Source organism: Shewanella sp. MM_2022_3, from assembly GCF_022557375.1.
Lineage (GTDB): Bacteria > Pseudomonadota > Gammaproteobacteria > Enterobacterales > Shewanellaceae > Shewanella > Shewanella xiamenensis.
On the sequence record NZ_JAKZGV010000046.1, the window covers coordinates 1 to 21575 of the forward strand.

The 21575-nt window shown below is 44.4% G+C and carries 18 protein-coding genes; 12 read left to right on the forward strand and 6 right to left on the reverse strand.

The genetic code is table 11. From position 1 onward, the window contains the following. Positions 1-148: 148 nt before the first annotated feature. The 4 genes from pgi to MMG82_RS17370 form a co-directional block, all read right to left on the reverse strand. Complete coding sequence (gene pgi, locus MMG82_RS17355; protein ID WP_037429612.1) at positions 149-1786, reverse strand: glucose-6-phosphate isomerase; 1638 nt, start codon at positions 1784-1786, stop codon at positions 149-151. 20 nt (positions 1787-1806) lie between these two features. Next, a complete protein-coding gene (gene tal, locus MMG82_RS17360; RefSeq protein WP_037421238.1) occupies positions 1807-2763 on the reverse strand; it encodes a transaldolase in 957 nt (318 codons plus the stop codon). Positions 2764-3011: 248 nt separating this feature from the next. Then, the gene (locus tag MMG82_RS17365) at positions 3012-4124 is read right to left on the reverse strand and encodes an OmpA family protein (RefSeq protein WP_037421235.1); all 1113 of its coding nucleotides are present in this window, start codon (positions 4122-4124) and stop codon (positions 3012-3014) included. Positions 4125-4363: 239 nt separating this feature from the next. Next, entirely contained in the window at positions 4364-6730 is a 2367-nt protein-coding gene (locus MMG82_RS17370) for a phosphoketolase family protein (protein WP_037421225.1), read from the reverse strand. Between the two features lie 430 nt (positions 6731-7160). Between MMG82_RS17370 and MMG82_RS17375 the strand changes: the two genes are divergently transcribed. Both MMG82_RS17375 and yaaA read left to right on the forward strand, forming a co-directional pair. Continuing rightward, positions 7161-8627, forward strand: a complete 1467-nt coding sequence (locus MMG82_RS17375; RefSeq protein WP_047536877.1) for an alanine/glycine:cation symporter family protein — start codon at positions 7161-7163, stop codon at positions 8625-8627. Between the two features lie 108 nt (positions 8628-8735). Beyond that, positions 8736-9509, forward strand: coding sequence for a peroxide stress protein YaaA (gene yaaA / locus MMG82_RS17380; protein ID WP_047536874.1), 774 nt, complete (start codon positions 8736-8738; stop codon positions 9507-9509). Positions 9510-9610: 101 nt separating this feature from the next. Here the strand turns inward: yaaA and MMG82_RS17385 are convergent, their stop codons facing one another. Further along, positions 9611-11017: a M28 family metallopeptidase gene (locus MMG82_RS17385; protein ID WP_241407203.1), complete on the reverse strand. Its 1407-nt coding sequence runs from the start codon at positions 11015-11017 to the stop codon at positions 9611-9613. Between the two features lie 135 nt (positions 11018-11152). On the opposite strand from MMG82_RS17385, the gene MMG82_RS17390 reads away from it, so the two are divergent. Continuing rightward, on the forward strand, positions 11153-11449 hold the full coding sequence (locus tag MMG82_RS17390; RefSeq protein ID WP_006084975.1) for a metalloregulator ArsR/SmtB family transcription factor: 297 nt from the start codon (positions 11153-11155) through the stop codon (positions 11447-11449). Between the two features lie 60 nt (positions 11450-11509). On the opposite strand, the gene rpsT is transcribed toward MMG82_RS17390, so the two are convergent. Next, positions 11510-11776, reverse strand: a complete 267-nt coding sequence (gene rpsT, locus MMG82_RS17395; RefSeq protein WP_037421209.1) for a 30S ribosomal protein S20 — start codon at positions 11774-11776, stop codon at positions 11510-11512. Between the two features lie 252 nt (positions 11777-12028). Here rpsT and murJ point away from each other — a divergent pair, with 252 nt between their 5' ends. The 9 genes from murJ to MMG82_RS17440 all read left to right on the forward strand — a co-directional run bounded on the left by murJ (position 12029) and on the right by MMG82_RS17440 (position 21575). Beyond that, positions 12029-13588, forward strand: a complete 1560-nt coding sequence (gene murJ, locus MMG82_RS17400) for a murein biosynthesis integral membrane protein MurJ (RefSeq protein WP_047536861.1) — start codon at positions 12029-12031, stop codon at positions 13586-13588. Positions 13589-13653: 65 nt separating this feature from the next. Further along, positions 13654-14589 (forward strand): bifunctional riboflavin kinase/FAD synthetase, encoded by a 936-nt coding sequence (gene ribF, locus MMG82_RS17405; protein ID WP_047536858.1) that lies wholly within the window; start codon positions 13654-13656, stop codon positions 14587-14589. 32 nt (positions 14590-14621) lie between these two features. Beyond that, positions 14622-17444, forward strand: a complete 2823-nt coding sequence (ileS, locus tag MMG82_RS17410) for an isoleucine--tRNA ligase (protein ID WP_047536855.1) — start codon at positions 14622-14624, stop codon at positions 17442-17444. A gap of 9 nt (positions 17445-17453) precedes the next feature. After that, entirely contained in the window at positions 17454-17966 is a 513-nt protein-coding gene (gene lspA / locus MMG82_RS17415; protein ID WP_037421196.1) for a signal peptidase II, read from the forward strand. Beyond that, entirely contained in the window at positions 17966-18388 is a 423-nt protein-coding gene (gene fkpB / locus MMG82_RS17420; RefSeq protein ID WP_047536852.1) for an FKBP-type peptidyl-prolyl cis-trans isomerase, read from the forward strand. The genes lspA and fkpB overlap by 1 nt, the downstream gene beginning before the upstream one ends. Before the next feature lies 1 nt (position 18389). Next, positions 18390-19346 (forward strand): 4-hydroxy-3-methylbut-2-enyl diphosphate reductase, encoded by a 957-nt coding sequence (gene ispH, locus MMG82_RS17425; RefSeq protein ID WP_047536849.1) that lies wholly within the window; start codon positions 18390-18392, stop codon positions 19344-19346. 192 nt (positions 19347-19538) lie between these two features. Next, positions 19539-20126 carry a type IV pilus modification protein PilV gene (pilV, locus tag MMG82_RS17430; RefSeq protein WP_047536846.1) on the forward strand — a complete coding sequence of 196 codons (588 nt, stop codon included), beginning with the start codon at positions 19539-19541 and terminating at the stop codon, positions 20124-20126. 13 nt (positions 20127-20139) lie between these two features. Continuing rightward, a complete protein-coding gene (locus MMG82_RS17435; protein WP_047536843.1) occupies positions 20140-21099 on the forward strand; it encodes a PilW family protein in 960 nt (319 codons plus the stop codon). Between the two features lie 11 nt (positions 21100-21110). Beyond that, positions 21111-21575: a pilus assembly PilX N-terminal domain-containing protein gene (locus tag MMG82_RS17440; protein WP_047536840.1), complete on the forward strand. Its 465-nt coding sequence runs from the start codon at positions 21111-21113 to the stop codon at positions 21573-21575.

Sequence of the window (21575 nt, forward strand, 5' to 3'; positions counted from 1 at the left end):
CTGGATCCATCATCTTCATCATAATCGCCTCGAATATTTAGCCCTAGACGATCTGATCACAATGCGGGGAATGAGTTCAAAAAAAATCCCTGAGCATTGTTCAGGGATTTGTGTATGAGAGACAGGCAATTGCTGGCTTTTTGTTCGATCAGATTTTGCCCCGTCGATAAAGATTGATTAGGCCATTGCTTGAGGCATCTAACGCAGTCGCTTCTTGATCTGCACCTATACGGGCGAGGACGTCGTTACCTAAGGTTTTGCCAAGCTCAACACCCCATTGGTCGAAGGAGTTGATGTCCCAAATGGCGCCTTGGACAAAGGTTCTGTGCTCATAGAGCGCAATTAGTGCGCCTAAGGTTTCTGGAGTCAGCTTATCCATTAACAGAGTGTTGCTTGGCTTATTGCCCGGCATGACTTTGTGTTTGGCGATAAGTAACTTTTCTTCATCACTCAAGTTGCTCTTGCTCAATTCAGCCAGCGCTTCATCTAAGGTACGGCCTTGCATGAGTGCTTGAGTTTGTCCAAAGCAGTTAGAGGCTAACTGATCATGGTGTTCACCGATAGGGTTATGGCTTTGCAGCGGCATAATGAAATCAGCAGGAATTAATGCAGTACCTTGATGCAGCAACTGATGGTAAGCGTGTTGACCGTTTGTGCCTTCGCCGCCCCAAATCACAGGACCTGTGCTGTAATCCACATGCGTACCATTGAGCGTGACTGATTTACCGTTACTTTCCATATCCAGTTGTTGGAAGTAGGCAGGAAGTCCGCGAAGGTAATGATCGTATGTCAATACCACATGGCTTTGAGCATTAAAGAAATTGCCATACCACAGTGAGAATAGTCCCATGATGACGGGCATATTTTCCGCTAAAGGCGCAGTGGCAAAATGGGTATCCATTTGGTGCGCGCCCTTTAATAGGGAGCGGAAGTTATCCATGCCGATGAGTAAAGCGATGGGTAAACCAATGGCAGACCACAGAGAATAGCGACCTCCAACCCAGTCCCACATAGGGAAGATATTAGCGGCATCAATACCAAACTCAGTTGCTTTTGCCACGTTAGAGGTCACGGCAACAAAGTGTTTCGCGACATCGGACTGTGAACCACCTTTAGCTAAGAACCACGCTTTGGCCGTTAAGGTGTTGGTCAGCGTCTCTTGTGTACCAAAAGACTTAGACGACATGATAAAAAGCGTGGTTTCAGGATCGAGCAGCTTGAGTTTTTCACTGATCGAGGTGCCATCGACGTTTGCAACAAAATGGCAATTGAGACCTGTTATCCAGTATGGGCGTAAGGCTTGGGAAACAATTTTAGGGCCAAGGAATGAACCACCGATACCGATACTGACAATATCGGTAATGGCTTTGCCTGTGTAGCCTTTCCACTGTCCTGAGGTGACTGAAGTGACAAACTGCTGCATCTTGTTCAGCGTTTGCTGTACTTCAGGAACGATATCTTGACCTTCGGCAATGATGGATTGGTCCGCGGTACTGCGTAGTGCGGTATGCAAAACGGCACGTTTTTCGGTGGTGTTAATGATATCACCGGCAAACATCGCCTTGATTTTAGCGTCAAGCTTGGCTTCTTGCGCCAGTGTCAGCAGCAAGTTGAGAGTCTCAGGTGTTGCTCTATTTTTTGAATAATCTAAAAATAAGCCACAGGTAGAAAGCGACATGTTGCTAAAGCGTGCAGGATCGCCTGCAAAGAGTTCTCGCATATGCGGGATCTGCTGGCTATGGGCTGCTAACGCCTTCCAGGTTGTGCTTTGGGTCAAGATAGTCATCGAATCGTCTCCGAAGATACTTAGTTTGCCAGTTTAGCCTTGAGCATGACTTCGAGTTTGCCTTGGTCGATGGCGAAGTTACGGATGCCTTCTGCTAGCTTGTCAACGGCCATAGGATCTTGGTTGAAGTCCCAGCGGAATTGCGCTTCGGTTAAAGGCTCACCCGCAGCAACTGTAGTGCTGGCAGGAATGAGTTTAGGTTGAATAGCGACTTGAGAGTTTGCTAGCTCTTCGAGTAATGAAGGACCAATAGTCAGGCGGTCACAACCCGCTAATTCGATGATTTCACCGATATTACGGAAACTTGCCCCCATGACTACCGTGTTATAGCCATGCTGCTTGTAGTAGTTGTAAATTTCGGTTACAGAAACGACACCAGGATCATTTACTGCGTCATAGTCTTTACCTGTGTCTTTTTTGTACCAATCGAGGATGCGGCCAACGAATGGAGAAATTAAGTACACGCCAGCTTCAGCACAGGCTCGTGCTTGAGCGAAGCTAAATAATAGGGTTAAGTTACAGTTGATGCCTTCTTGCTCTAACTCTTTGGCGGCACAAATGCCTTCCCAAGTTGAGGCTAATTTGATCAAAATGCGAGATTTATCTATTCCTGCTTCTTGATATAGACGAACAAGCTTATGCGCTTTTGCAATGGATTTTTCTTTATCGAAGGATAAGCGGGCATCCACTTCGGTTGAAATTCGGCCTGGAACCAGTTTCAGAATTTCCACGCCAATATTCACTGCAAGTTTATCGCTGGCATCATCAATCTGTTGCTCAATATCAGCACTTTGTAATTTAGCCCATGCAATAGCATTGTCGATTAGAGCGCTATACTCAGGGATTTGAGCGGCTTTTAGAATGAGTGATGGGTTAGTGGTTGCGTCTTCTGGTTGATAGCGCTTAATTGCTTCAATATCGCCAGTATCGGCCACAATAGTAGTGTATGACTTGAGTTGCTCTAATGTATTTGCCATGAAAAACATCCTTCTCAGATAGCGGTCAAAACTCAGAAATGAACTGATGACTATTAGAAGCGATTTTGCCAACTTTTCCAACCATCAATGTAAAAAAATTACAAAAATGGTAAAACTACATCGTTTCTTGCTAAACATAGTGGCGAATGCCACTTAATCAGTCTTAGCGCCATCAGGTTAGGTAGTGTCGATGCCTTAAAAACAAAAAGTCGCTGCAAGCAGCGACTTTTTTATTCTTAACAGTGCAATTACTTCAGAACAGGTTGTTTTTCAGTAGTTGTCACGATGGCTTCGATGCGGCGGTTAGCTGCATGAGCTTCTTTCGAGTCACCAGCCACTAATGGCTTAGTGATACCGTAACCGTTAGAAGTTACGCGGCTTTGGCTGATGCCATATTTTTCAACAAGGATCTTAGCAACAGCGTCAGCACGCTTGTCAGACAGAACCATGTTGTATTCTGGTTTACCTACGTTAGAAGCGTGACCCGCGATTTCAACAGTGAATTCTGGGTTCTTGTTCAGGTAGTTAGCCAGTCTTTCGATGTCTTTGTAGTACTCTTTCTTCACTACTGCAGAATCGTTAGCAAACTGGATAGAACCTACATCTTCTTGCTTTTTAACGTTTTCATAGATAGTACAGCCAACAGAGTCAACTTTGTGAGTTGCAGGCGTTGCTGGGCACTGATCTTTATCGTCGTATACACCATCGTTGTCTGAGTCAACTGGTGCTGCTGCAACAACGGCGGCAGCTACAGGAGCCGCTGCTGCTGGAGTACCAAAACGGTAGCTTAATTCTAAGCCCCAATAGTTGCTGTCAGCTTCGATTGTGTTGAAGTCTGTGTCGTCTAAGTTTTCATAACGGCGGTATTTAGCTTGTAACTTCAGATTATCGGTGAAGTTATAACCAACACCTGCGCCAAAGTAAGGCGCAAAATCGTTAGAGCTGTATGAGCTTGAAGTTGTGCCAGTATGTTGGCTGTTTTCTAAGGTGTAGTACATTGCACCCGCTTCTGCAGACAGGCTCCAACGGTTACCTAGTGGCCATACACCGACTAAGCCCAGAGTTGCACCTTTAACATCTGCATCATTGCTAATGCCACCATTAGTCCAATCTGCACTACCTAGATCACGATAGCCGATTTCTGCACCAAAGTAGTCATTAAACATATAGCCTGCGAAGATGTCCCATGCGTATGGGTTATCATCGCCGTTATCAGTTGCAATGTGTTCATAGTTATTAACGCCTAAACCTGCACCAACATACCAAGGAGTTAACTCTTGAGATGCACTGGCAGCAAGTGGAAGCATTGATGTAAGTAAAACTACTTTTAATGTATTCTTCATCATTTTTTCTAAGTCCATTGTTTATGATTCTCCACCAATATGCTTTGCGGGTTTTAAGCAAAACATTGCTAGCACTTAGTGTGGGGATCCTTTGGTATTGTAGCCAGCGGTTAATTATCACTGCATTTGTTAAAATTTTCCAGTGCTTAGTCTGAAGTTTTTTTATGGGGCTCCATCCTGTAATCAACTTGAGATGTTAAAAAGGCATCCTTTTGGATGCCTTTAAATTGTATTTATTTTGTTAATTTAATTAACTACTAGCGAGTCCAAACCCAATTTTCGATCTCAGTTGGGTCAACACCATGTGCTTTAATATAGTTACGGTGATCAACAAGTCTTTGCAACATATCTGTTGTGATTGAAACGTGTTTAGTCTCATCAATGACGCCTTGTTGAAATAGTTTATAAGCCATATCAATAACAAGGTGGTAGCGAGAAGTTCCATTACGCACACCCATATCAAATGGTGTAGTTGTTGAGCCTTCTTCTTCATAACCTTTAATTCTAAAACGGCGGCTTCCTTTGTAATCAAAAATTAACTTTTTGATTGTATTTGGATAACCGTGATAGTTAAATACTACTCCTTTATCTTGAGTAAATATTTCATCCATCATCCATGGTTTTTCTTTAAATTTACGGCTACCTAAACCATCACTGCTTAATTCGGTGACGCTCACAAAACGGATTCTGACTCGAGGCAGCATTTCCCGAATGATCACTAAAGAGGCCATACATTCTTGAGTGACATAATCACCACAGCCAGCAAGGACGATATCGGGATTTTCATCTGAAGCAAAATCCCACACCATGACGCCATCTTTGGCTTGTTTACGTGCTTCATCTAAGCTTAGCCATTGTGGCAACTCTTTTTTACCTGCGACTAGGATGTTCAGTTTGTCACGATCCGCAAAAGCACGTTCGGTATACACTAAGGTGCTGTTTGCATCAGCTGGTAAATAAGCAGAGATAATCTTTGGATGTTTTTCTAACATCGCACCTAGGAACGATGGGTTTTGATGCGAGTAACCGTTGTGATCCTGACGCTCTAATAATGAAGAAAGTACTACGTTGCATGCTGGTAAAGGTTTACGGAAATGCACCCCTTGACTGGCATAAACATACTTACAATATTGGTCGGCCATGGATGAAACTACTTGCGAGAATGACTCGTAGGTTGGGAACATGCCATGACGACCTGTCACTGTGTAGCCATGTAACATACCAAATAGTAAGTTCTCAGAAAGGAGCTCTAGTACACGGCCATCGCGAGACATATCTTCATCCCAGCTTTCAATTGGCCATTGCCATGCACGGTCGGTTTCTTCAAATACCGCTTGCAGTTGGTTTGAATAGGTTTCATCAGGGCTGAAAATGCGTAAATTGCGTTGATCACGGTTCAGTTTGAATGCGTCACGCATCCATTCACCCATTTTCAGCATGGAGTAACCGCGGTGTCCGCGTGGTACTTCTGGACCGTAACTGAGTTTTTCTAGATCTGGATTGGATAAAGCTCTAACAACTTCACCACCATAAGTGAGATGTTGGCGACCACAAGCTAAGTGTTTTGGTGGGATCAATGAGCTAATATCCGCATCAAAAATCAGTTCACCTTGAGCATTGATTTGATAGAGCTCTTGGAACTGGTAGCTAGCTAACCAATTATCCAATGCGGCTAGATGGCCTTTATCGGTCGCGCATTTATTGACAATCACTTGGTGTGATTCGCAGTTGCCTTCTAACTTCTTACCATTATATTCGCTTACGCCAGTCCAACCTTTTGCTGTGCGCATTAAAATCACTGGCCAGCGAGGTTTTACAATATCTTCGCCTTTACGTGCTCGGGCTTGGATATCATTAATCATGCTATAAGCGGTATCCATGGCGGTTGCCATTTGAACGTAGATATCTTCTTCCGCTTCGCTGTCCACAATAATGGGGTGGTAGCCAAGACCGCGGAATTCAAGATCTAATTCTTCATGGCTCATGCGTCCCATACGGGTTGGGCCAGAAATTTTATAGCCGTTAATATGGACGATAGGTAGCACAGCACCGTTGGTGGCAGGTGATACCAATCGGTTTGCATACCAAGATGCGGCTAATGGGCCTGTTTCTGATTCTCCATCACCTATTAATACTGTCGCGATAAGATCGGGGTTATCAAGCACTGCGCCCCAGCCAACGGATAATGAATAACCTAATTCACCACCTTCCAGAATTTGTCCTGGTGCTTCAGGATTAGCATGTGAAGGATAACCGTATGCTGCTGAGAACTTTTTACAAATATCCTCAATGCCCGTTTCATTATAAGGAATGGTTTCTGGATAGTAGTGGCTTAGAGAGCCTTCAATGAATAAGTTAGCTTGTACGGCAGGGAAGCCGTGTCCTGGACCAACTAAGTAAATAAAGGGACGATTGTGTTTTACAATGAGTCGGTTAACGTTCGCGTAGACAAAGTTGATACCTGGACAGGTTCCCCAGTGACCGAGCAAGCGAGGCTTAATGTCCGAGTGCGCTAGTGGGCGCTTATGAAGTACGTTTTGCTTTAAGTAAATCTGGGAGGTGGCTAGGAAGTTAGTGGCTCTTACGTATTTTTTAAGAGCATTTATCTCATGTGTTGTCGTCATATTAAGCCTCACTAGAGCAGACGGAAGTAAATAATGTTTTCTTGGAGTTACTATATTTGTAATTTTATTACAAAAATGTGCCCTGCATCCAAATTTTAAAACTTGTGTTTGTCGTTAACGCATGTGAATGAAGTTTGTTAAATTGTTAATTTAATATTAACAGTGACTTATCTAAGCTTTATGATCGTGAGCTTGTAGCTATTTAACAATGAAAACCTAGGCTTGATCACATGAGTAATTTCGAATACTGTGCTATTTTGCTGCGTTGAATTCGGTAGCCGTGATGTTGTAAATTCACGGAAGGATAATTTGAAAGAATAAATCTACCGATATTCTTACCTTTATTTGGAAGGATTCATTCACCACAAATGTTGCACCTCGCTAAGTATAGGTGGGGGAGGGCATTTGCTACGGGAAGAAGTAAAATAATATGTTAGAAACGATTGTAAACTTTTTGAACGCACTGCTCTGGGGCAAATTGCTCGTTTACGGACTGGTGGGTGCGGGGCTCTATTTCACCTTACGACTTGTATTTATTCAACTTACACACTTCAAACACTCTCTAAAAGTCATGACCATGAGCCGCCAAGGCTGTGAAAGTGGTCTGTCTTCATTCCAAGTATTCTGTACGAGTATGGCGGCCCGTGTGGGTGCCGGAAACATGGCGGGGGTAGCGGTGGCCATTGGCTCCGCCGGACCTGGCGCTGTCTTTTGGATGTGGTTAATTGCCATGTTGGGTATGGCAACGGCTATGGTAGAGTCCACTCTTGCGCAGGTTTATAAGGTGCGTGATACCAACGGCCAATTTCGTGGTGGCCCTTCTTATTATATGGAGAAGGGACTTGGTCAGAGATGGATGGGGGTGTTGTTCGCTTTCTTCCTGATCATCGCCTTTGGTTTGGTGTTTAACGCGGTGCAAGCTAATACCATTACGGGGGCGATGGAGCGCGTGTTTGGCTTCGATCCGACCTATGTCGGTATCGGCTTAGTGTTAGCCAGTGGTTTTGTTATCGTCGGCGGCTTACGTAAAGTTGCGCGAGTATCTGAGTTTATCGTGCCAATTATGGCGTTGGCTTATATTCTGATCGCTTTCATTATTGTGTTGTTCAATTTAGAGCAATTACCCGCAGTTATTAGCCTGATTGTAAAAAGTGCTTTCGGTTGGCAAGAGGCAGCTGCAGGTGGCGTTGCTTATACAGTCGCTCAGGCGATGCAAGCAGGTATTGCCCGTGGTTTGTTCTCAAATGAGGCGGGGATGGGCAGCGCAGCAAACGTGGCGGCGAGTGCCTCACCTAATCCTAATCATCCAGCATCTCAGGGCTTTGTGCAGATGATGGGAGTTTTTGTTGATACTATTGTTATTTGTACCGCAACGGCTGCCATTATCTTGTTGTCTGGTGACATAGGTTCTAGTGATGATGGTATTCGTCTTACTATTAATGCGATGTCGAATCATGTTGGTGATTGGGGCGGTGCCTTTATTGCGATAGCGATTTTTCTATTCTGCTTTACCTCAATCATTGCTAATTATTCCTACGCCGAAACCAATGTGATGTTCTTAACGGGTAACAGTACTAAGGCGTTACCGTTATTTCGCCTGTGCGTATTGGGCATGGTGATGTTTGGTGCCGTAGCCAAAATCAGCTTAGTGTGGAACTTAGCCGATGTGTCAATGGGGCTAATGGCAACGGTCAATATCGTCGCATTGTTGCTGTTATCTGGCTTGGCGATAAGGGTTATCAACGATTACAGTGAACAATTAAAGAGCGGCAAAATGCCTGAGTTTGACCGCAGTAAGTTCCCCGAATTGATGGAACAACTTGATGATGGCATTTGGCAGGACAATAGTGCCAATGAGTTGGCTAAATCGCGTACTGAATCTGCGGTTAGTCGCTAAGCTCAAGTTCACTGATTAGCGCTATCGGAAAAACCACGTCATCCGTACGTGGTTTTTTTATGCTTGTTCAGTATCATAGTGGCGTATTTTATTTGTTGGAGCGTGTTAATGTTGATTTTGGTTTCACCGGCGAAAACCCTAGATTTTGAGCAACCTCCCTTGACTCAAACCCATACTCGGCCCGATTTTTTAGCTTATAGCCAAGAGCTCATTCAAGTTTGCCAACGGTTAACCCCTAGTGACATAGCAACATTAATGAAGGTCAGCGATAACATTGCGGGCTTAAATGCGGCACGTTTTGGCGAGTGGACACCCGATTACAGTATTGATAATGCTAAGCAAGCTATTTTCGCTTTTAGAGGCGATGTTTACACCGGTTTTGATGCTGATACCCTGACACCTGAACAGCTTGAACGTACTCAGTCGCAGTTGCGCATTTTATCTGGGCTATACGGGTTACTGCGGCCATTGGATTTAATTTTACCTTATCGCTTAGAAATGGGGACTGCCCTTGCCAATCCTAAAGGTAAGAATCTCTACGATTTTTGGGGCAACACTCTCACCGTAGCGGTCAATAATGCGGTCGCTGCGCAGGGGGATGAGATCATTATCAACCTTGCATCCAATGAATATTTTAAGGCGATAAAGCCAAAGCAATTAGCAGGACAATTAATCACTCCTGTTTTTAAAGACTTTAAAAATGGTCAATACAAAGTCATTAGTTTCTTTGCGAAAAAAGCGCGGGGAATGATGGCAAGATATATTATTGATCAGCAAGTGAGTTCGATTGATGAATTAAAAGCATTTGATGTGGCAGGTTATTACTACAGTGAAGAATTGAGTAAACCGAATGAGCCAACATTTTTACGTGAAGCGCAATAACGTATTACGGCTTAAATAAAAAGAGCTGCTTAGGCTTAATGCCAGTCAGTTAAGCTGACTGGCATTTTTCTTCTTATGGGTGAATGATTTACTTATGCGGCTTATTTCGATTCAGTGCTAATGGGCGTTAACACTAAATTTGAGTTTGCCATGATATAAGCAAATTGAGCATATGCCGCCACATTTTGTGCCAGAGCCTTAGGATTGATTTTATCTAAGGTATCGTTAGGTGTGTGGTGATAATCGAAGTAATCGTGGCCATCCTGTCTTAATGATGCAACAGGTACGCCTAATGCGGGTAGCATAGAGACATCAGGTCCGCCAGAGGCCTGATTATTACCAAGGGCGACACCGTTGTATGTCATTGGTTTAATGCTCTCTTGAACTTGGGCGAAAACGTTGTCACTTACTTTAGTATCGATTTGATAAATCGGACCTGCGCCAAAGTCCGATTCGGCAGCAATATAATGTAGAGGTAACTCGGCTTTGTGTGCTTCAGCATAAGCCTTACCCCCCACTAAGCCAATTTCTTCGGCTGCATATAGTACTACTCGCACCGTACGAGCGGGCTTTTGTGGAAGATCTTGAATATGTTTTGCTGCCGCTGTCACAATCGCAACACCAGCGCCATCATCAATTGCACCTGTACCTTCATCCCACGAATCTAAATGGGCACCAATCAGCACTATTTCGTTAGGTTTACTACTGCCAGTGACTTCTGCAATAACGTTGTAAGAGGTATTCGTTCCTAAATCCTTCGGTGACATATGTAGCTCGAGCACCGCATTCGGATCGCGTTTTAACATGGCATCGACTAAGTCTGCATCGGGATTAGACATCGCCGCAGCAGGGATTTTAGTCACACCATCTTGATAACGCATCACGCCAGTGTGTGCCATGCGGTCATGGTCGGTGCCTATTGAGCGAATGACGATTGCTACGGCTCCCTTTTGTGCTGCTGCGACAGCGCCCTTCGAGCGGCCGCCGACACTTTTTCCGTAACCTTCACCAGTTATATGACGCTCCGTTTTTTGATCGATAAAGGCAATTTTACCTTTTACATCATCAGGGTTGGCTTGTTGTAATGCTTCTAGGCTATCAAAGCGAGCTATTCTAGCCCTAATGCCCGTTACTGGCGTTGCAATGCTGCCACCCAATGCAGTAATCACCAAAGGTTGCTCTACCGTAGAGATAATCTTGGCTTTGGCTTCTCCACGTTCCCAAATAGGAACCTGTACTGGCTCTTTATAAACCTTATCAAACCCGAGGCTGGTTAACTTATTCATTGCCCAGTTCACGGCAATAATGTCTTTTGGACTACCAGCAAGGCGCGGTCCTACTTCTACCGTAAGAGATTCGACAATGTCATATCCAATCGAAGAGGCTAAAGCGGTTTGTTGTAATTGAGAAGGGATATCTGTTTTGACTGGTGTTTCGATATGAGTTTGGCAAGCGCTCAAACCACTAATAAAAAGGCCTGTTATCAACGTTGTTTGGTAGGGTTTCATAGGTTTCCTTTGTTTTTATTAAGCATGTCCCACTTTTGAAAACAATCTAGCAAAAAGTGTGCTTTATGTCCCGACTATATCTGTAAGGCAACGCTATATTAGCGCAGGGGTTAGTTTTAGGAGAAAATGTGCGTAATGAATATTGAATTAATGCAGGAGCGAGCCGATCATGCCGTGGTGCTATTAAAGGCACTCGCAAACGAACGCCGTTTATTTATCCTTTGTTATTTACTGAATGAAGGAGAAATGTGCGTTGGCGAAATGAATAAAAAATTAGGCTTAAGTCAATCGGCACTATCACAACACCTTGCTTGGTTACGCAAAGATAATTTAGTAACCACACGCAAAGAAGCGCAGACCGTATTTTATTCACTGAAGAGTGATGAAGTGCGTGAGATGATCCATTTACTAAACAATATTTATTGTCATTAATGGTTTTCAGCAGATATAAAAAAACCGGCAATTGCCGGTTTTTTTTATTTACTAAGATAATTAAGCAACAAGCGCTTTGATCTTAGCGTTCAAACGAGCCTTATGACGAGCAGCTTTATTCTTGTGAATAAGGCCTTTAGTCGCCATACGGTCAACGATTGGTTGTGCAGCAGCGAAAGCTTCGGTTGCTGTTTTGTGATCACCAGCTTTGATAGCTGCGATAACTTTTTTAACGTATGTACGTAACATTGAGCGACGGCTGGCGTTATGCTGACGACGCTTTTCAGATTGAAGCGCGCGCTTCTTTGCAGACTTGCTATTAGCCAAGGTGCAACTCCTAAAAACTGGATTTGATACTTTTAAAGGCCGAGGAATATGCCTGCATTTAGTCACTTTGTCAATGACTATGATTGAATAATCATCATAAAGATAAATTAATTCAACCTGCCTTGGCTATCTTCAACCCAACTCGTGTAATATGTGGCGCAATTCTAGCAGCTATTACCGCAGTGTGACAGAGCCTGAGTCGATTTTTTGAGATGAATCACCTAATCCATTCGATATAGGTCTGGGGGACGTTTGAGTAAAAAATTATTGAAGTCAGGCATGATTGTTAGTGCTATGACATTGATTTCCCGTGTTTTAGGTTTGGTTAGAGATGTTGTCGTTGCCAATTTAATGGGTGCAGGGACAAGCGCTGATGTTTTTTTCTTCGCGAATAAAATTCCTAACTTTTTACGTCGATTATTTGCCGAGGGCGCCTTTGCACAGGCATTTGTTCCCGTACTGACCGAATATCAAGAAAAGCATACCTCGGACGAAACTCGCGAGTTACTCAGTAAGGTGGCGGGGACCTTAGGGCTCTTAGTGACGATTGTCACGCTTGTCGGTGTGATTGCATCTCCTGTGTTGTCCGCATTATTTGGTGGCGGCTGGTTTATGGCCTGGCTGAATAACGAACCTGATGGTGCTAAGTTTGAGTTAGCAACGGTCGTTCTAAAAATCACTTTTCCTTATCTGTGGTTTATCACCTTTACTGCTTTAGCGGGCTCAATCTTAAATACTCGAGGACGCTTTGCTGTATCGGCTTTTACGCCAGTGTTTCTAAATGTGGCCATTATTGCGGCGGCAATGTTTTTCGCTCCAACGTCTTCTCAGCCCGAAATTACCTTGGGATGGGGAGTATTTTGCGGTGGTTTAATTCAGTTTTTATTCCAAATTCCGTTTCTGCTCCGAGAGAAAGCGTTAGTAAAACCCTCGTGGGGTTGGCAACATCCCGGGGTTGTGAAGATTAGAACTTTGATGATCCCTGCATTGTTTGGGGTTTCTGTCTCACAAATCAACTTGTTATTTGATACCTTTATCGCCAGCTTCTTGATGACTGGTTCTATTAGTTGGCTCTATTATTCAGACCGATTATTAGAGTTTCCACTTGGTTTATTTGGTATTGCTATTGCAACCGTGATTTTACCCGCGTTATCGCGAAATCATGTGAATGCAGAAGGAGATGGCTTTGGTAACACCATGGATTGGGGAATTAAAGCGATTTTATTACTCGGTTTGCCTGCGATGATGGGGTTGATAGTGCTCGCGCAGCCTATGTTAATGGTATTGTTTATGCGCGGCGCCTTTACTATCAATGATGTGCAAATGGCCTCTTACAGTTTGATGGCTTACGGAAGCGGTTTACTGAGTTTTATGTTAATCAAGGTGTTAGCGCCAGGATATTATTCTCGCCAGGATACTAAAACCCCCGTACGCTATGGCATCATCGCTATGATCACCAATATGGGCTTTAACTTAATATTTGCAATCCCATTTGGTTATGTGGGTTTGGCGATTGCTACATCCATGTCAGCCTTGCTTAATGCCACATTACTTTATCGCGGCCTGCATAAAGCAGGGGTTTATCGTATTACCAAACCGACTATGGTGTTTTTCCTTAAAGCCGTGGTCTCTACGGCATTGATGGTGGTAGTCTTGTACTATTTATTACCCACGCAATCTCAATGGGTAGAATGGCATTTAGCTTTACGAGCTAAGGCTTTGATTGGTTTGATTGCTGTTGGGACTATCACGTATTTACTTGGGCTACTGGCGTTGGGAATTCGTCCTTGGTCAATGAAACGGGGAGTTTGATTGCTGATTCTTATCGTTAGCTGTTATATAATCAGCCGATTTGCGCTTGGCAGTTGTCTAAAGTTATGGAATTAATCCGTGGTACACATAACATTTTGTCATCTCACCATGGCTGTGTGCTGACGATAGGTAATTTTGATGGCGTGCATCGCGGCCATGCACAGGTGATTGCTAATCTGGTGCAAAAGGCCAAACAGCTGTCGTTACCGCCAACAGTGATGACATTTGAGCCTCAGCCACAGGAGTTATTCCGAGGTGAGAATGCCCCCGCGCGTTTGAGCTTACTGCGGGACAAAATCATCCTGCTCGATGAGTTAGGCGTTGAACGGTTAGTGTGTGTTAACTTCAACCGTGCCTTTGCAGATCAACCAGCGGAGCATTTCATCGAAGAACTGCTGGTGCGTAAACTCGGAGTGAAGTATCTCGTCGTTGGCGATGACTTTTGCTTCGGTCAAGGCCGAAAAGGCAATTTCGAAATGCTGATGCAGGCGGGAGTTCGTTATGGCTTTACCGTGGTCAGCACCCAGAGTTTTATGGTGGGCTCGCAACGTGTGAGCTCGACCGCGGTAAGAGAACAATTGGCGAAAGGAAACCTGGAGCAGGCGAGACGCCTACTCGGTCACCCCTTTACCTTAAGCGGCCGTGTGGCCCATGGCCAAAAAATTGGCCGAACCATAGGTTTTCCCACCGCCAATATCGCCCTCAAGCGCAATGTGGTGCCAGTGCGCGGGGTGTTTGCGGTGAAACTCTATTGGGAAGATAGCGATATTTATGAAGGGGTTGCCAACATTGGTTTCCGCCCGACCGTAAATGGTCAAGTTTGTCAGCTTGAGGTGCATCTTTTTGATTTTGAAGGTGACATTTATGGCAAGCATGTTGAGGTTGAGTTAGTGGCAAAACTTCGCGATGAACAACCTTTTGATTCATTGGATGCACTAAAACAACAAATTTTGAATGATGCAAATGAGGCCAGAGCTTTATTTGGTAACGATGCAGGCTGATATTTATCAGTTTAATTAACGGTATAGGATCAATGAGCGACTATAAATTTACTTTGAATTTGCCGGAAACTGAGTTTCCGATGCGTGGTAATTTGGCAAATCGCGAGCCAGAGATGTTAGAGCGCTGGACGAAAGACGGTCTGTATCAGCAGATCCGTGATAGCCGAATTGGCCGCACACCTTTTATTTTGCATGACGGCCCACCGTATGCGAACGGCAGTATTCATATTGGTCACTCAGTCAACAAAATACTTAAGGACATTATTGTTAAGTCAAAAACCATGTCAGGTTTTGACGCGCCTTATGTGCCGGGTTGGGATTGCCACGGTCTGCCAATTGAACTGAAAGTTGAGCAAAAAGTCGGTAAGCCTGGTCAAAAAATTTCTGCGGCCGAATTCCGTGAAGAATGCCGTAAATATGCTGCCGAGCAAGTCGATGGCCAACGCGAAGATTTTATTCGTTTAGGCGTGTTAGGCGATTGGCAAAAACCTTATCTAACAATGGATTTTGCCACTGAAGCCAATATTGTTCGCTCTTTATCAAAAGTGATTGAAAACGGTCACTTACATAAAGGTGTTAAACCTGTTCACTGGTGTACAGACTGTGGTTCTGCCCTTGCTGAAGCCGAAGTGGAATACGAGGATAAAACCTCTCCCGCTATCGATGTGGCCTTTACTGCAACTGACAGCAAAGCCGTTGCCGCTCAGTTTGGTGTAAGCGATTACTCACATCCAGTCGCTATGGTGATTTGGACAACCACACCTTGGACGCTGCCTGCGAACCGCGCGTTATCTATCAGCCCTGAGCTTGATTACAGCTTGGTTGAATTTGTCAAAGAGGGCGCGACTCACGCGGTTATTCTGGCCGACGTGTTAGTTGAAGCTTGTATGACGCGTTACGGCGCCGAGAGCCATAGCGTGTTAGGTAAAGTTAAAGGTGCAGCGCTTGAGCTGGTTCGCTTTAAGCATCCATTCTTAGCCTTTGACGTACCTGCAATTTTAGGTGACCACGTGACGACTGACGCCGGTACGGGTGTGGTTCACACAGCACCTGGCCATGGTCAAGACGACTTCGTGGTAGGTCAAAAATACGGTTTAGAAGTGGCAAACCCAGTTGGCGATAACGGTGTCTACAAACCAGAGACTGAGTTCTTTGCCGGTCAACACGTATTTAAAGCAAACGACAATGTGGTTGCGCTGCTGAAAGAAAAAGGCGCGCTATTACACCATGTTGCGTACCGTCACAGCTATCCACACTGCTGGCGCCATAAAACGCCCATTATCTTCCGTGCTACGCCGCAATGGTTTATCTCAATGGATAACCACAACCTGCGTAAGCAAGCATTAGGTGAAATTGAGCAGACTCAGTGGATACCTGACTGGGGCCAAAGCCGCATCGAAAAGATGGTTGAGAATCGCCCTGATTGGTGTATCTCCCGTCAACGTACTTGGGGCGTACCAATTACATTATTCGTACACCGCGAAACTGAAGAGCTGCACCCTGACAGCGTGTCATTAATGGCACGTGTAGCTAATCGTATTGAGCAGGAAGGCATTCAAGCTTGGTGGGATCTCGATGCCGCCGAATTACTGGGTGAAGAAGCCGAACAATACCGCAAAGTGACCGATACCTTAGACGTATGGTACGACTCAGGTTCAACCTTTGCTTCAGTGGTAGGCGCGCGCCCTGAGTTTCATGGTCATGGCGTCGATTTATATCTCGAAGGTAGCGATCAACACCGCGGTTGGTTTATGTCATCATTGATGATTTCTACCGCGATGACTGGTAAAGCACCTTACAAGCAAGTGCTTACCCACGGCTTTACCGTTGATGGTAAAGGTCGCAAGATGTCGAAATCTATTGGTAACGTGATTGCGCCGCAGCAAGTGACTAACAAACTAGGTGCGGACATTTTGCGCCTATGGGTTGCAGCAACCGACTACAGCGGTGAAATGACTGTATCGGATGAAATCTTAAACCGTAGCGCCGATGCTTATCGCCGTATTCGTAACACCGCTCGTTTCTTACTGGCGAACCTTAATGGCTTCGATCCTGCTAATGACTTAGTGGCAGTAGAAGATATGGTGGCGTTAGATCGTTGGGCTGTGCGCCGCGCGGCCGCTCTTCAGCAAGAAATTATCGAAGCTTACGAGCAATATAACTTCCATATTGTGACGCAAAAGCTGATGCAGTTTTGCTCGGTTGAGCTAGGTAGCTTCTACTTAGACATCATTAAAGACCGCCAATATACCGCTAAGCAAGAGGGCCATGCCCGCCGTAGCTGTCAATCGGCATTGTTCCATATCGCCGAAGCTATGGTGCGTTGGATTGCGCCAATCCTGAGCTTTACTGCCGATGAAGTGTGGCAATTACTGCCAGGTCAACGTGATGCTTACGTGTTTACCCAAGAATGGTATCAAGGTCTGCAATCTATCACTTTAGATACTGATTTAAGTGATGCGTACTGGGAAAATCTGCTGACTGTACGTAACGAGGTCAACAAGGTCATCGAGCAAGCGCGCCGTGATAAACGTATTGGTGGCTCCTTAGAAGCCGAAGTCATACTGTTTGCTGATGCGGCTTTAACTGAACAGTTAACGCACATTGGTGATGAGCTGCGTTTCGTCCTGTTAACTTCAGAAGCTAAAGTATTGCCATTGGCAGATGCGACAAGCGATGCCGTTGAAACTGAGCTGGCTTCATTGAAGTTAGTGGTAAATGCAACAACAGCAGAAAAATGCGAACGTTGTTGGCACCACAGGGAAGAAGTGGGCACGATTGAGGCTCACCCAACGCTGTGCCATCGCTGCGTAACCAATATTGAAGGTGACGGCGAAGTTCGTCTGTTTGCGTAAAGGATCTGTATGCCATTAACTTGGAAAGACAGTGGCTTACGTTGGTATTGGGTAGTTGTATTGGTGTTTTTGGCCGATCAACTATCCAAACAATGGGTCTTAGCCAATTTTGATTTGTTCGAATCGGTGCAGTTATTACCTTTTTTTAATTTCACCTATGTACGTAACTATGGCGCCGCATTTAGCTTTTTAAGTGAAGCGGGTGGTTGGCAACGTTGGTTATTTACCTTAGTGGCCGTTGGTTTTAGTACCTTGTTGACTGTGTGGCTGCGCAAGCAAGCGGCATCTCTCTGGAAGTTAAATTTGGCTTACACCTTAGTGATTGGTGGCGCCCTAGGTAACTTAATCGATCGATTGATGCATGGTTTTGTGGTGGATTTTATCGATTTTTATTGGGGTAAGAGCCATTATCCCGCCTTTAATATCGCCGATTCCGCGATTTTTATCGGCGCAGTGCTGATCATTTGGGATTCGTTTTTTAACAGCAAATCCGAACAAGATAAAACCGAAGAGGTGAAGTAGTGACTGTGACACGTTCGTTATTGTGCCATATGAATATTGTGCTTGAAGATGGTTCGACCGCCGATAGCACTAAAGCCTCGGGTAAGCCAGCACGTCTCAATATCGGTGATGGTAGTTTAAGCCCAGCATTTGAAGCGCAGCTTGCCTCCTTGAATGAAGGTGATAAGCACAGCTTTACGCTTGAAGCGGTCGATGCCTTTGGTGAGTCAAATCCCGATGCGATTCATTATATGGATAGAACCCGCTTTCCAGCCGATATGGAGCTTGAAGTTGGCGTTATCGTGAGTTTTGCTGGTCCTGGCGGCAGTGAGATCCCCGGAATTGTGCGTGAGGTTGCGGGCGATTCGATTACGGTCGATCTCAATCACCCTCTAGCGGGACGCAAAGTGACATTTGAACTCGACGTGGTGAAGGTACTTTAAGATGAAATTAGATCCTACCAGCCCAAGTTTAAATATTATGCTGGCAAATCCTCGCGGCTTTTGTGCTGGTGTGGACCGCGCCATTAGTATTGTTGAGCGTGCGCTCGAGTTATTTTCGCCGCCGATTTATGTTCGCCATGAAGTCGTGCATAACCGCTATGTGGTGCAAAATCTGAAGGATCGCGGTGCCGTATTTGTAGAAGAGTTAGACCAAGTACCGGATAACAATATTGTGATCTTCAGTGCGCATGGAGTTTCTCAGGCGGTACGTGCCGAAGCTAAGGCGCGTGGGTTGCGAGTATTCGATGCGACTTGTCCGTTAGTCACCAAAGTGCATTTGCAGGTCACTCGAGCAAGTCGCAAGGGTATTGAATGTATTTTGATTGGCCATGCGGGGCATCCTGAAGTTGAAGGCACCATGGGACAATACGATAACCCCAATGGTGGTGTTTATCTGATTGAGTCCCCGGCAGATGTCGAGACTTTACAAGTTCGCGATCCTAATAACCTCTGCTTCGTGACTCAAACAACGCTCTCGGTCGATGATACACTCGATATCATCAGCGCCTTATTAAAGCGTTTCCCGTCCATCGAAGGCCCACGTAAGGATGATATTTGTTACGCGACGCAAAACCGTCAGGATGCGGTGCGTAACTTATCGGCCGATGTGGATCTGTTAATTGTGGTCGGTTCGAAAAACAGCTCTAACTCTAACCGCTTGCGTGAATTAGCATTAAAAACGGGTACAGAGTCTTATCTGGTTGATACTGCAGATGATATTGATTCATCTTGGTTTGAGGGTGTAACTAAAGTTGCTGTAACGGCTGGTGCGTCTGCACCAGAGGTTCTTGTACAGCAAGTGGTTCAAGCCATAGCGAAATTAGCGCCAAGTGTGGTGACTGAAGTCGAAGGACGAAAAGAAGATACTGTCTTTGCCGTACCCGCTGAACTACGCTAATTAATGTAGAAAATAGTAGTAAATTGAAAGAGGCCAATGGCCTCTTTTTTATTGTCTAAGTATGACTAAATTCAAACAAAGCATAATGAGATTGCAGCTTATATGCTATTGTTACTGGCCACTTACATTTTACTCATCTATTATTAACTGTTAGCAATGGTTTTATCGTAAGATTAAGATTTAAAAGGGTAAATAGCTGAAAAGCATGTCAAAAATATGACTAAATTCGAACGATTGACACATCAAGGATTTCAACGAGGCTTCTCACTAATTGAAGTGCTTGTTGCATTAGTGATCTTAGTGATTGGCCTGATCGGTATTTTTAATTTACACATAGTGGCTAAGCGCGGCAGCTTTGAATCTTTTCAGCAGACACAAGCTTCTTACTATGCCAACGATATTATTAACCGTATGAAGCTTAATCGAACGCAATTAGCCAATTATAGCGGAGAATATACTGGAACGCTGGCTAAGCCGGCTAAAGAGTGTGATGTTGCTGTTGGCGCAGTCAGTTTGTGTTCTCCAGCTGAAACTGAAGCTTGGGACCTTTATCAATGGGAACAGAGTTTCATGGGCGCTGCGGAAATCGTTGATGGCCAAAATGTCGGTGGATTAGATACTCCAACAGCTTGTATAGCCATTGATGGAACGACGGTGACTGTTGCCGTGGCATGGAGAGGTATTCGTGAGGGCGCCGGCACAACATACACAGGGAATGAATGTGGTGAGGATCTTGGCACTCGTCGACGTATTTTTGTTGTATCAACAGTGATTATTTAGGCGAGCAGACAAAATGACGAATGTTCAAAAGGGAATGTCGTTAGTGGAGTTAATGGTTTCGATGCTGATCGGGCTATTTCTTACGCTAGGGCTGTTCGCCATGTTTAGTATGTCATCTTCAAATGTGGTAACGACTAGTCAATTCAACCAATTACAAGAAAATGGCAGGATTGCATTGGCGCTGATGGAAAGAGATATTACCCAACTTGGTTTTATGGGGGATATTACGGGAACGGACTTTATTCTTGGAACGAATATGGCGCTAAGAGACGGCATTACCAATGATTGTATTGGTGCTGGTGTTAACAATGGTACATTGCCTAACGCCGAGCTTGCACACTTTAGGCGTCTTTGGGGATATGAAGCTGGAAAAAGTGCAGAGGGTTTGACTTGCTTAAATGGTGTTAATCCGAATACGGATGTTATTCAAATTAAAAGGCTTATTGGGCCGCCGGTTACTAACCCTAATGGTGAACGTTATTATATGGCTGTAAATCCAACTGAAGCAGTGTTATTCAAAGGGGGAAACCCTCCTAATCCTGCACTTGAAAATGCCCGCTTCTGGGAGTATCAGCATCATATATACTTTATAAAAAATGACGGTTCTGTGCCAGTATTAAGACGTAAAACACTCACTAAAAATAATGGCATGAATAACGAAGAACAATTAGTTGAGGGAATAGAGAATATGCGTATTCTCTATGGTTTTGATAGTAATGGCGATGATACTGCTGATAGTTTTATGCCTGCTGAAAATGTTACACCTTTAATGTGGGATAATGAATTGTTTCAGCGTTTAGTTGCAATTAGGGTTTTCTTATTAGTTAGAGCGATTGATGAAGATAAAACCTATACAAATGAAACTACTTATAATTTAGGCGATAAGGAAATCAAAGGATTAAACGACCATTTTAGACGAAAAGTGGTTTCAACTACTATGGTGCTTGCCAATCCTGTGTTAATTCGAAATTAAAGGGTGAATGGATGAGAAAGCAAAAAGGAATAGTACTGTTTTTCGCACTCATAGTCCTACTATTAATGACCATCATAGGTGTCGCGTTGGCGGTAAATTCTACGCAATCTATGCGAATGTCAGGTGCGGGTTCTGAGCGAATAGAAGCTAAAGCAATCGCCGATGGCGGCTTAGAAGCGGTTTTGGAGAAAGTTAATAAAGAGAAGAGTTTAACGACTTTATCAAATATCATGACTGCGACAGAGTTCGGTTCCCTACAAACATTAACACCGAGCCCATTTGAAGTGGACGCTGCGGGTAATGTAGTTGTTGGTGCGAAAGATGTTGAGTGTCAAAGAAATTCTAAACCAACACCTTTTATAGATTGTCGTCGGGTAGAAATTAGAAGTACAGCTAATTTTGGTCGTGATAATTTAGGACAACTTACAGTTATTATGTTAGTGGAGCAAGAAGTAATAGCTGGGACGGGGGGGTGA